The sequence below is a fragment of the Bacillus cereus group sp. MG9 genome, assembly GCF_040459995.1.
Lineage (GTDB): Bacteria > Bacillota > Bacilli > Bacillales > Bacillaceae_G > Bacillus_A > Bacillus_A mycoides.
The window spans coordinates 4,337,188-4,349,641 of the sequence record NZ_JARVHC010000001.1 but is presented as its reverse complement, the minus strand read 5'-3'; the positions used below and the strand labels follow the sequence as shown (position 1 = coordinate 4,349,641).

Below are 12,454 nucleotides of genomic sequence, written 5' to 3'. Positions count from 1 at the left end.
TGTAGGAAATGACTGTACAAGAAATTTCACGAGTGATCGATGGCAAACGCGTTATTGTGAAAAAACCTGAACTGTTAATCCCTGCGGGTAACTTAGAAAAATTAAAAGTAGCTATCCATTATGGGGCAGATGCTGTATATTTAGGTGGACAAGAATTTGGTCTTCGTTCTAATGCAGGTAACTTTACGCTGGAAGACATGGCAGAAGGCGTTGAATTTGCAAAGAAATATGGAGCAAAAATATACGTAACAACAAATATTTTTGCACATAATGAAAATATGGATGGGCTAGAGGAATATTTAAAAGGGATTGAAAAAGCTGGCGTAACGGGAATTATCGTTGCCGATCCGCTTATTATTGAGACATGTAAACGTGTAGCTCCTTCTGTTGAGGTGCATTTAAGTACACAACAATCACTATCCAACTGGAAAGCAGCACAGTATTGGAAAGAAGAAGGTTTACATCGTCTTGTATTAGCTCGTGAAGCAAGCTATGAAGAAATGAAAGAAATTAAAGAAAAAGTTGATGTTGAAATTGAAGCATTCGTCCATGGTGCAATGTGTATCGCGTATTCAGGGAGATGTACATTAAGTAACCATATGACAGCGCGTGACTCTAACCGTGGTGGTTGTTGTCAATCTTGCCGCTGGGATTATGATTTAGTTCAAACGGTATCACAACATAAAGATGCAAAAGAGCTTCCTCTATTCCAAGAAGAAGATGCTCACTTTGCGATGAGCCCAAAAGATTTAAATTTAATCTTATCAATTCCGAAAATGATTGAAATTGGAATTGATAGCTTAAAAGTTGAAGGACGTATGAAATCTATCCATTACGTAGCGACTGTAGCAACTGTATATCGTAAAGTAATTGATGCGTATTGTGCGGATCCGGATAACTTTGAGTTTAAACAAGAATGGTTAGATGAACTTGATAAATGTGCAAATCGTGATACAGCTCCTGCATTCTTTGAAGGGGTTCCAGGACATCAAGAGCAAATGTTTGGAAATCATAGTAAGAAAACAACGTATGATTTTGCTGGTTTAGTGTTAGATTATAATGAAGAAACGGGCATCGTAACGCTTGAGCAACGTAATCACTTCAAACCAGGACATGAAGTGGAGTTCTTTGGGCCAGAAATAGAAAACTTTACGCAGACGGTGGAGAAAATTTGGGATGAGGATGGAAACGAATTAGATGCAGCGAGACATCCGTTGCAAATCGTGAAATTCAAAGTGGATCAACCAGTGTATGTGAATAATATGATGCGCAAAAACATACTTCAATAAGAAAGAGTGGTAGTCGAATGGGGACGAATAAGCCTGTTGTAATTGGAATCGCTGGTGGTTCAGGATCAGGAAAAACAAGTGTAACGAAAGCGATTTTTGACCATTTTAAAGGTCATTCCATTTTAATCTTGGAGCAAGATTATTATTACAAAGATCAAAGCCATTTACCAATGGAAGAACGTTTAAAAACAAATTACGATCATCCGTTAGCGTTTGATAATGATTTGTTAATTGACCATTTGCAGCAGTTGCTTGCATATGAGCAAGTGGAAAAGCCTATATATGACTATACATTGCATACGCGTTCAGAAAAAATTATTCCAGTTGAGCCGAAAGATGTAATCATTTTAGAAGGAATTCTTATTTTAGAAGACCCACGTCTTTGTGAGTTAATGGATATTAAGGTGTTCGTTGATACAGATGCAGACCTTCGTATTTTACGCCGCATGCAGCGCGATATTGAAGAGCGCGGTCGTACAATGGATTCAGTTATCGACCAATACGTAAACGTTGTACGTCCAATGCATAATCAATTTATTGAGCCTTCTAAGAAATTCGCAGATATTATTATCCCTGAAGGTGGACAAAACCATGTTGCAATTGATATTATGGTTACAAAAATTGCAACAATTCTTGAACAAAAAGTAAATTTGTAATAGCATAGTAAAAGATATACGATAGGAAGGGATTTTTTCCCTTCTTATCGAATACAATGAAACATGAAACCTCACCTACCAATAGGTGAGGGCATATTTATATCAACTTTCCATACATACCTTCTTTATATAAGGAAGAATTGGAGAATAAGGGGTTGTATGTGACAACTCCACTAGTGCTACGTGTGCTAGAAACCTCCGCTATATAAGCGGAGGAGTTTTCATATGGAACTCCTCTTTTTTTCGGGGGATTGGTATATAAAAGGAGTGGAAAACATGGCAACAGAAAAAACATACCCTATGACGCAAGAGGGTAAGCAAAAACTAGAGAACGAAGTTGAACAATTAAAAACAGTAAGACGTAAAGAAGTTGTAGAGCGTATTAAGATCGCACGTAGCTTCGGAGATCTTTCTGAGAACTCTGAGTACGATGCAGCGAAAGATGAGCAAGCATTCGTAGAAGGACGTATTACACAACTTGAAAACATGATTCGTAATGCGGTTATCATTGAAGACAATGGTGAAGAGTCTACAGTTGTAACATTAGGTAAAACAGTAACATTTAAAGAGTTACCAGGTGGAGACGAAGAAGCGTACATAATCGTAGGTAGCGCAGAAGCCGATCCATTTGAAGGAAGAATTTCTAACGATTCTCCAATCGCAAAAAGCTTATTAGGTAAGCAAATTGGTGAGAAGGTAGCAATCCAAACACCAGGCGGAGAAATGCAAGTAGAGATTATCTCTGTAAAATAACGTAAAAAATCACTCGTGTAAAAACGAGTGATTTTTTATTTGTATAAAAGGTGAAACACCTCGTCTAAACTACAATAGACGAGGTGTTTTTTATGAAAATGAAACGGAGAATTATAATTGTTTTAATTTGTTTTATGGGTGTGATTTTTTTATTACTTTGTCGTTTAATCCAAATACAGATTATAGATACGGAATCATTTACTGACCGAAATATCAATCTGATTGAAAAAAGTGTTACGCAACGAACACAATCACTTACAGTAGATAATGGAAGAGGGCATTTTACAGATCGAAATGGTAAGGAAATTGGTGAAGAGAAATATCCAGTCTTAATTATTTTTCCATTTTTACAAATAAAAAATGACATGTTAGAGAAAATTGCGCATATCATTGGTGTGTCGAGACAAGAGATAAGACTGCAAATGAAAAATAAGAATCAAGCATTTATATTACGAAGGGAGAATACCCCATTTCAATTAACGCTCGAGCAGATGAAGAAGGTAAATCAATTAGATATTTTAGGTATTGTAGCAGCAGAAGTTCGACTGAAGCAAATGGGAGAGGCAGATCATTTAATTGGTGATGTGGGAGAGAATGAACAGGAATTTCAAAAGCGTTATGGAGAAATGAAAAAAACTTCGAAACAAACGCCAATTGGTATTTCTGGATTGCAACAATCATTTGATGAATTTTTACTGACTGATGGAGAAGCGAAAGTACTATATCAAGTGGATCGACAAGGAGAACCGATTTTTGGGAAGCAGGCGAAATACACTTCACCAGGAAATCCATTTTATCCAGTTACTATTCAAACAACAATACATAAAACGTTGCAACGACGAGCAGAGAAGATTATAGATGAAAACGGAATAAAAAAAGGTGGGTTAGTATTACTAGACATAAAGAATAGTGAAGTTGTAGCAATGGTAAGTAGGCCTTCTTTACAGATGAATGATAGGAGGATATATAAAGCTACACTTGAAAATCAAATGTTAACTCCTCATTTTCCGGGGTCTGTTTTTAAAACAGTAGTTGCAGCAGCAGGAATTGATGAGAATTTGGTGCGGTTTAATCGTACATTTAACTGTAATACAGATTTATACGGTGAAAATCTTCCACAAGTTATGATGGGGTCATTAAACTTTAAGGAAAGCTTTGCTAGAAGCTGTAATCGAACGTTTGCTGTATTAGGTGGTGAACTAATGCAAAAGGATAGGGAATTGTTAGAAACGTATTTAGAGGCCTTAGGAGCACGTGAGAAGGTAGGTTGGAAAGGTTCGGTATTTCATACACCAGAATTTGAGCAATTGCCAGAAGAAAAGAGTGCTATTATTTGGGAAAGTGAAGAAAATAAAGATAGTAGAAAAGCGATTGCTCAAACGATGGTCGGACAAAAAGATGTACGTGTGTCACCTCTAGCTATAGCGAATATGATGGCGACAATTGCTAGAGGTGGAGAGAAGATGGAAGTGAAAGTCGTTAAAAAAATAGTGTATAAAAATGGAACCGACTTTTTTACATTTGAAAATCATAAATTAAATGGGAAACAGCTTTCTTATGAAACGATGAAAAAATTACAACAGTTGTTAAGAGGCGTTGTAACGATGGAGAAAGGAACGGGAACCGCATTCCGTTCGTTGCCACTAACTGTCGCTGGAAAATCTGGGACGGCACAAACAGGAAAAGGAGAGAGGGTGAATCGCTGGTTTGCAGGTTATTTTCCATATGAAAACCCAAGATATGCTTTAGTTGTAGTTGATATAGAAACAGATAGTAATGAAAATGTAGTCACACCAGTTTTTGCAGAAATGGTAGAGGCAATCCATCAATTAGAAATTGAAAAGTAATCTTGCAATTATTTATGAAATGTTTTCATTTCGTGAAAATATTATTGTAAATGTTCAACCTTTCTAGATTTAATGTTACAATAGCAAGTATGAAAAACTGCATGGAGGTTTGAAGAATGGCAGGAGGATCTAGATTCCAACAGAAACAACAAAAACGTCGTCAAAACGGTGTTTTAAATATTGCGATTGCTATTGTATTAGTAGCAGTAGCTATTGTAGCATATCAATTGTTTGTTCCTGGTACAAAAGAGCAAGCGTCTTCTAGTGATAAAAAAGTAACTCAGCAAACAACAAAAGAGAATAAAGCTGAGAAAGCTAAAGGTAAAGAAGAGCCGAAGAAGAATGAGCAAGATAAGACAGAGGCTAAGAAGAAGGAAGAAGAAGAGAAGCAAAAGGCTGAGGAAGAAAAGAAAAAAGCTGAAGAAGAAGCGAAAGCTAACGAGAAAGCACCAGCTGAAAAAACACAGTCACAGGCAACAGATGCTTATACGAAATCTTCTTGGAAGCCAGTAGGTACAGAGCAAGGTGCAACACCTGCGATGACGTTTAAAAAAGGTACAGCAGATTGGAATGAGATGAATCAAGCGATTTCAGCTGCAATTGACGTTCCAGTAAATCAATTAGTTATCCATAGAATTGGAAATAACGGTAAGAATAAAGCTTACGGTAACGTACAAGATAAACAATCAGGTAAAAAATATTATGTAAATATTGATTGGGTAGACAATGAGGGCTGGAAACCAGTACTCGTTCAAACTCTAAACTAAAAAAAGAGAGGCTCTTAAGAGCCTCTCTTTTTTTAGTTAGCGTAATTTCTTTAATTTAAAATGAACAACCGCACTATAATAAGGTCTTTTGCTTTCAGGATCCATAATCATTTGGTGAGAAATATGATGAACTTCGAGCATAAGTGCTTTATTATTATCGATTTGTTCGTTAATTTTTTTTTCTAGAGAAACTAAGTTTGCAGCCTCGAAAAATTCTACTTTATCTTCTAACATTTCAAAGGTAAATGACACGAAGATGCCCCCTCTCCTATGATAATCACCTATAGTGTAACAAAGAAAAGAAGGAAATACTACGTACATTTCAATTGACATTTTTAGAAAGAGAGAATATCATACTGATAAAACCGATAAGAAAAAGGGGAATTTTTATGGGAACAGAATTTAATGGTTTATTTGATGAATGGGCTCATACGTACGACTCATTTGTACAAGGCGAAGATATACAATATAAAGAAGTTTTCGCCCATTATGAGGACATTTTAGAGGATGTAGTTAACAAGTCATTTGGCAACGTATTAGAATTCGGTGTTGGTACTGGCAATTTAACAAATAAATTATTACTTGCTGGTCGCACAGTTTACGGTATAGAACCGTCACGCGAAATGCGTACTATTGCAAAAGAGAAATTACCAAAAGAGTTTTCAATTACAGAGGGTGATTTTCTTTCATTTGAAGTCCCAAATTCAATCGATACTATTGTGAGCACTTACGCATTTCATCATTTAATAGATGAAGAAAAAGACGTAGCAATTGCGAAGTATAGTCAATTGCTAAACAAAGGTGGTAAAATAGTGTTTGCTGATACGATATTTGCAGATCAAGATGCATATGATAAAACTGTCGAAGTAGCAAAACAAAGAGGTTTTCATCAGTTAGCAAACGATTTGCAAACAGAATACTATACACGTATTCCGATCATGCAATCTATTTTTGAAAACAATGGCTTCCACGTAACGTTTACGAGATTAAATCATTTCGTTTGGGTAATGGAGGCAACTAAGCAATAGAAAGAGGGATTAGATTGAGAATTGCTGTAATTGGAGCAATGGAAGAAGAAGTACGTATTTTACGTGACAAACTAGAACAAGCAGAAACAGAAACTGTTGCAGGTTGTGAATTTACGAAAGGGCTATTGGCAGGACATGAAGTAATCTTGCTAAAGTCTGGTATTGGTAAAGTAAATGCAGCGATGTCAACGACAATTTTATTAGAAAAATATAAGCCTGAAAAAGTAATTAATACTGGCTCAGCTGGTGGATTTCATCATTCTTTAAATGTTGGAGATGTGGTTATTTCAACAGAAGTTCGTCACCATGACGTAGATGTAACAGCATTTAACTACGAATATGGTCAAGTGCCAGGAATGCCACCTGGATTTAAAGCTGATGAGGCATTAGTTGCATTAGCTGAGAAATGTATGCAGGCAGAAGAAAATATTCAAGTCGTAAAAGGTATGATTGCAACAGGTGATTCATTTATGAGTGATCCGAACCGTGTTGCAGCAATTCGTGATAAATTTGAAGATCTTTATGCAGTAGAAATGGAAGCAGCAGCTGTTGCGCAAGTATGCCACCAATATGAAGTTCCGTTTGTTATTATTCGTGCACTTTCTGATATTGCTGGTAAAGAATCAAATGTTTCATTTGATCAATTTTTAGATCAAGCAGCTCTTCATTCTACAAACTTTATCGTAAAAGTACTAGAAGAGTTAAAGTAATGTAACAAAAAGGCAACTGTCTCATATAAAGAAAATACATACAGTTGCCTTTTCTTTATTGGCAAATAAGGGGGAGAACACGATGAATGTATATCGTGGAGTTCATGAGTTGATTGGTCATACACCAATCGTGGAAATTACTCGTTTTTCACTTCCGAAAGGAGTCCGTTTATTTGCAAAGCTTGAATTTTACAACCCAGGCGGAAGCGTTAAGGATCGTTTAGGAAGAGAATTAATCGAAGATGCACTAGAAAAAGGGCTTGTTGCAGAGGGCGGAACAATTATTGAACCGACGGCTGGGAATACTGGCATTGGACTGGCACTTGCAGCGTTAGAACATGATTTACGCGTCATTGTTTGTGTACCAGAGAAATTTAGTATTGAAAAACAAGAATTAATGAAAGCGCTAGGTGCAACGGTCGTGCATACACCGACTGAGCAAGGAATGACCGGCGCAATTGCAAAGGCAAAAGAATTAGTAAAGGAAATACCAAATTCATACTCTCCAAGTCAGTTTGCTAATGAAGCAAACCCTCGTGCTTATTTCAAAACACTAGGTCCTGAACTTTGGGATGCGCTGAATGGAGAGATTAATATATTTGTTGCAGGGGCAGGAACTGGTGGTACGTTTATGGGAACTGCGTCTTATTTAAAAGAAAGAAATATTGATATTAAAACGGTTATTGTAGAACCAGAAGGATCTATTTTAAATGGCGGTAAAGCTGGTTCACATGAAACAGAAGGTATTGGTCTTGAATTCATTCCACCATTTTTAAAAACATCTTATTTTGATGAAATTCATACGATTTCTGATCGAAATGCATTTTTACGTGTAAAAGAATTGGCGCAAAAGGAAGGCCTTCTCGTTGGAAGCTCTTCAGGAGCGGCATTTCATGCAAGCTTACTTGAGGCAGAAAACGCAGCACCAGGTACAAATATTGTAACGATTTTTCCTGATAGTAGTGAGCGCTATTTAAGTAAAGACATATACAAAGGATGGGAATAAAAAATGAGAGCAAAGACAAAGTTAATTCATGGTATTCGCATAGGAGAACCTTCAACTGGATCTGTAAACGTGCCGATATATCAAACGAGTACGTACAAACAAGAAGCAGTTGGTAAGCATCAAGGATATGAATATTCACGAACAGGTAATCCAACTCGTTCAGCTTTAGAAGAAATGATTGCAGTGTTAGAAAATGGTCATGCTGGATTTGCATTTGGTTCAGGGATGGCAGCTATTACAGCAACTATTATGCTATTCTCAAAAGGAGATCACGTCATTTTAACAGATGATGTTTATGGCGGTACGTATCGCGTTATTACAAAAGTACTAAACCGTTTCGGCATTGAGCATACATTTGTAGATACAACAAACCTAGAGGAAGTTGTAGAAGCAATTCGCCCAAATACGAAAGCGATTTATGTGGAAACACCAACGAATCCATTACTGAAAATTACTGATATTAAGAAAATATCCGCTCTTGCTAAAGAAAACGATTTATTAACAATTATTGATAACACATTCATGACGCCATATTGGCAGTCGCCAATTTCTTTAGGAGCAGACATTGTACTTCATAGTGCAACGAAATATTTAGGTGGGCATAGTGATGTAGTTGCAGGCCTAGTAGCTGTAAATAGCCCGCAACTAGCAGAAGACCTTCATTTCGTACAAAACTCAACAGGAGGTATTCTTGGACCACAAGACAGCTTCTTACTACTTCGTGGTTTAAAAACATTAGGAATTCGTATGGAGGAGCATGAAATAAATTCACGCGCAATTGCTGAGTTTTTAAATAACCATCCGAAAGTAAATAAAGTATATTATCCAGGTCTTGAATCACATCAAAATCATGAATTAGCAAAAGAACAGGCGAACGGATTTGGTGCAATCATCTCATTCGATGTAGATAGTGAAGAAACATTAAATAGAGTACTTGAGAAGTTACAGTACTTTACACTTGCTGAAAGCTTAGGAGCAGTAGAAAGCTTAATTTCCATTCCATCACAAATGACACATGCATCAATCCCAGCAGATCGCCGTAAAGAATTAGGAATTACAGATACATTAATTCGAATCTCTGTTGGTATTGAAGATGGAGAAGATTTAATTGAAGATTTGGCACAAGCACTAGCATAGTAAAAATGCACTGCTAATATAGAGCAGTGCATTTTTACTATATTAATATGTGAAATATTTCACAAATTAGACATACACAAATGAAATGATTTCATGTATATTGAATTCATGAAATATTATTCACGAACAAACTTGTGAAATGTTTCACAAGTGATGGGATTCATGTAGGAAGGTAACTCTATTTTTTTACGCTAATCGGGACTTTTTATGACCTATAGGGACTTATGAAGTCCAAGATAGCAGAATAGGAGGAAATTTACATGGTAGTCAAAGAGAAAGTTGTAAATGAAATGCAAGAGGTAAAAGAGATGATTGATACGTTAGTAGATAACGGTCAAAAAGCTTTACAAGCATTAGAAAGTTTTACACAAGAGCAAATTGACAACATTGTTCATGAAATGGCGCTTGCGGGTGTCGATCAACATATGCCGCTTGCGAAGTTGGCTGTTGAAGAAACGGGCCGTGGCGTATATGAAGATAAATGCATTAAAAATATTTTTGCCACTGAATATATTTGGCATAGTATAAAGAAAGATAAAACGGTAGGAATTATTCATGAAGATCCTCATGAAGAAATAATAGAAATCGCAGAACCTGTCGGTGTAGTAGCTGGGGTAACGCCAGTAACGAATCCAACATCGACAACAATGTTTAAAGCATTAATCGCGATAAAAACGAGAAATCCAATTATTTTCGCATTTCATCCTTCTGCACAAAACTGTTCCGTTGCAGCGGCAAAAACAGTATATGATGCAGCAGTGAAAGCTGGTGCACCAAAGCATTGTATTCAATGGATTGAAAGACCTTCTGTGGAAGCAACGAAACAATTAATGAACCATGATGGTGTCGCACTCGTTCTAGCAACTGGAGGGGCTGGTATGGTGAAATCGGCTTATTCTACTGGTAAACCCGCGCTAGGTGTAGGGCCAGGTAATGTACCATGTTATATAGAGAAATCGGCACATGTAAAACGTGCTGTTAATGACTTGATTTTATCGAAAACATTTGATAACGGTATGATTTGTGCGTCAGAACAAGCCATCATTGTAGATAAGGAAATCTATAATGATGTTAAAGCAGAAATGATTGCAAATAATTGTTATTTTGTAACAGAGGAAGAGAGAAAGAAATTAGAAAAGCTTGTTATTAATGAAAATACATGTGCAGTAAATAGTGATATTGTTGGGAAATCAGCACAGTATATTGCTGAATTAGTAGGAATTACTGTACCTGAACATACAAAAATGCTTGCAGCTGAAATTAAAGGCATCGGAGCAGCGTATCCACTATCTCGTGAGAAACTGAGCCCAGTGTTAGCTTGTGTAAAAGCAAATTCATTAGAAGAAGGATTTACATATTGCGAAGAAATGTTAGAGCTTGGTGGCCTAGGGCATTCAGCGGTTATCCATTCTACAAATAAAGAAGTACAAAAACAATTTGGGTTACGTATGAAAGCCTGCCGTCTCATTGTAAATGCACCTTCATCACAAGGTGGAATTGGTGATATATATAATGGATTTATTCCATCACTTACGCTTGGTTGTGGCTCCTACGGGAAAAACTCAGTTTCCCAAAACGTAACGGCGACTCATTTATTAAATATAAAAAGGTTGGCAAATAGAAAAAAGAATATGCAGTGGTTCAAATTACCACCCAAAATTTATTTTGAAAAACATGCGACAGCATATTTAGCAAACATGCCTAACATTTCCCGCGCATTTATTGTAACGGATCCAGGGATGGTTGAGCACGGTTATGTAGATACAGTTACGCACTATTTACGTAAGCATGCAAATGATGTGAAAGTTGAAGTTTTCTTTGAAGTTGAGCCAGATCCATCAGATGAAACTGTATTTAAAGGTGCGGACATGATGAAAAGCTTTAAACCAGATGTAATTATCGCGCTTGGTGGCGGTTCAGCTATGGATGCAGCAAAAGGGATGTGGCTATTCTATGAGCACCCAGAAACGACATTCTATGGAATAAAACAGAAGTTTTTAGATATAAGAAAACGTACATGTAAGTATCCGAACTTGGGAAATAAAGCACAATTTGTTGCCATTCCAACAACATCAGGGACGGGATCAGAAGTGACGCCATTTGCGGTTATTACAGATAAGAAAAATAATATTAAATACCCGCTTGCGGATTATGAATTAACACCAGATGTAGCGATTGTTGATCCGCAATTTGTAATGACAGTACCACCTCATGTGACGGCAGATACTGGTATGGACGTATTAACACATGCAATTGAAGCGTATGTGTCTGTTCTGGCAAATGACTATACTGATGGTTTAGCATTAAAAGCAATTGATCTCGTATTTAAATATTTACCGAGAGCATATAAAAATGGAAATGATGAAGAAGCACGAGAAAAAATGCATAATGCTTCCGCAATCGCAGGGATGGCATTTGCAAATGCTTTCCTAGGTATTAATCATAGTTTAGCGCATAAAATTGGACCGGAATTCCATATTCCGCATGGACGTGCGAATGCAATTCTTATGCCGCACGTAGTTCGCTATAATGCTATTAAGCCAAGAAAACACGCATTGTTCCCAAAATATGAGCACTTTGTGGCTGATGAACGCTATGCACATATTGCGAGAATGCTAGGGCTTCCAGCAAGCTCAACAGCGGAAGGTGTGGAATCACTCGTCCAAGCAATTATTGAGCTTGGAAAAAGCTTAAATATAAATATGAGTATTGCAGGACAAGGAGTTGCTAAAGACCAATTTGAAGGGGTTGTTGGATTATTAGCAGAAAGAGCTTTTGAAGATCAATGTACAACAGCTAATCCAAAATTACCGCTCATTTCAGAGCTGAAAGAAATCTATATGGAAGCATATAAAGGCGTATAATAGATAAAAAAGAGCCGCGAGTAAGCGGCTCTTTTTTACTTTGGAAAACATCTCCCAGATTGGTTCTATTTACTTGTCTTTAAGCTTGATAGAATGTGATAAAGTGAGGATGGGAGTGATAAGCAGATGAAAGAATTACAAGAAAAAATAGCAGATTATACCCGGTTTGCACAAGTACTTTTAGCTATAAGTACATTTTTAATGATCGGTTTATTAATTCCAAGTGGAATAAAAAGTATGGTACAGTCTTTTGTTATGATGGGGAGTATTATTGTATTTTTAGTTCTTGCTTTTTTCTTCTTTAAGCGTGTTAGAACGATGCGTGATCAATTAGAGGAGAGCGAATATGAAGAAAATTGTTAAATAGGGCGCTACGAAAAGAAGAAATCTTTTTGTA

Annotated in this window: 12 protein-coding genes; 11 read left to right on the top strand and 1 reads right to left on the bottom strand. The window is 36.7% G+C overall.

The window, feature by feature from the left end:
* Nucleotides 1-8: 8 nt before the first annotated feature.
* The 5 genes from QCI77_RS22385 to QCI77_RS22365 all read left to right on the top strand — a co-directional run bounded on the left by QCI77_RS22385 (nt 9) and on the right by QCI77_RS22365 (nt 5,312).
* The gene (locus tag QCI77_RS22385) at nt 9-1,289 is read left to right on the top strand and encodes a peptidase U32 family protein (protein WP_002015275.1); all 1,281 of its coding nucleotides are present in this window, start codon (nt 9-11) and stop codon (nt 1,287-1,289) included.
* 17 nt (nt 1,290-1,306) lie between these two features.
* Nucleotides 1,307-1,945 carry a uridine kinase gene (gene udk / locus QCI77_RS22380; protein WP_002015274.1) on the top strand — a complete coding sequence of 213 codons (639 nt, stop codon included), beginning with the start codon at nt 1,307-1,309 and terminating at the stop codon, nt 1,943-1,945.
* Nucleotides 1,946-2,221: 276 nt separating this feature from the next.
* Nucleotides 2,222-2,698, top strand: coding sequence for a transcription elongation factor GreA (gene greA / locus QCI77_RS22375; RefSeq protein ID WP_105584419.1), 477 nt, complete (start codon nt 2,222-2,224; stop codon nt 2,696-2,698).
* 92 nt (nt 2,699-2,790) lie between these two features.
* Nucleotides 2,791-4,545 carry a peptidoglycan D,D-transpeptidase FtsI family protein gene (locus QCI77_RS22370; protein WP_353825491.1) on the top strand — a complete coding sequence of 585 codons (1,755 nt, stop codon included), beginning with the start codon at nt 2,791-2,793 and terminating at the stop codon, nt 4,543-4,545.
* A gap of 116 nt (nt 4,546-4,661) precedes the next feature.
* Nucleotides 4,662-5,312 (top strand): YrrS family protein, encoded by a 651-nt coding sequence (locus QCI77_RS22365; protein WP_098777215.1) that lies wholly within the window; start codon nt 4,662-4,664, stop codon nt 5,310-5,312.
* Between the two features lie 36 nt (nt 5,313-5,348).
* On the opposite strand, the gene QCI77_RS22360 is transcribed toward QCI77_RS22365, so the two are convergent.
* Nucleotides 5,349-5,564 (bottom strand): YrzA family protein, encoded by a 216-nt coding sequence (locus QCI77_RS22360; RefSeq protein WP_002015268.1) that lies wholly within the window; start codon nt 5,562-5,564, stop codon nt 5,349-5,351.
* A 137-nt stretch (nt 5,565-5,701) separates the two neighbouring features.
* Between QCI77_RS22360 and QCI77_RS22355 the strand changes: the two genes are divergently transcribed.
* The 6 genes from QCI77_RS22355 to QCI77_RS22330 all read left to right on the top strand — a co-directional run bounded on the left by QCI77_RS22355 (nt 5,702) and on the right by QCI77_RS22330 (nt 12,420).
* A complete protein-coding gene (locus QCI77_RS22355; RefSeq protein ID WP_002015267.1) occupies nt 5,702-6,340 on the top strand; it encodes a class I SAM-dependent DNA methyltransferase in 639 nt (212 codons plus the stop codon).
* A gap of 14 nt (nt 6,341-6,354) precedes the next feature.
* On the top strand, nt 6,355-7,050 hold the full coding sequence (gene mtnN, locus QCI77_RS22350) for a 5'-methylthioadenosine/S-adenosylhomocysteine nucleosidase (RefSeq protein WP_002015266.1): 696 nt from the start codon (nt 6,355-6,357) through the stop codon (nt 7,048-7,050).
* Nucleotides 7,051-7,132: 82 nt separating this feature from the next.
* Nucleotides 7,133-8,056, top strand: coding sequence for an O-acetylserine dependent cystathionine beta-synthase (locus tag QCI77_RS22345; protein WP_002143205.1), 924 nt, complete (start codon nt 7,133-7,135; stop codon nt 8,054-8,056).
* Between the two features lie 3 nt (nt 8,057-8,059).
* Entirely contained in the window at nt 8,060-9,193 is a 1,134-nt protein-coding gene (locus tag QCI77_RS22340) for a bifunctional cystathionine gamma-lyase/homocysteine desulfhydrase (RefSeq protein ID WP_002034121.1), read from the top strand.
* 260 nt (nt 9,194-9,453) lie between these two features.
* Nucleotides 9,454-12,057, top strand: a complete 2,604-nt coding sequence (gene adhE / locus QCI77_RS22335; protein ID WP_002190733.1) for a bifunctional acetaldehyde-CoA/alcohol dehydrogenase — start codon at nt 9,454-9,456, stop codon at nt 12,055-12,057.
* A gap of 126 nt (nt 12,058-12,183) precedes the next feature.
* Nucleotides 12,184-12,420, top strand: a complete 237-nt coding sequence (locus tag QCI77_RS22330) for a YrhC family protein (RefSeq protein WP_002034123.1) — start codon at nt 12,184-12,186, stop codon at nt 12,418-12,420.
* Nucleotides 12,421-12,454: the final 34 nt, after the last annotated feature.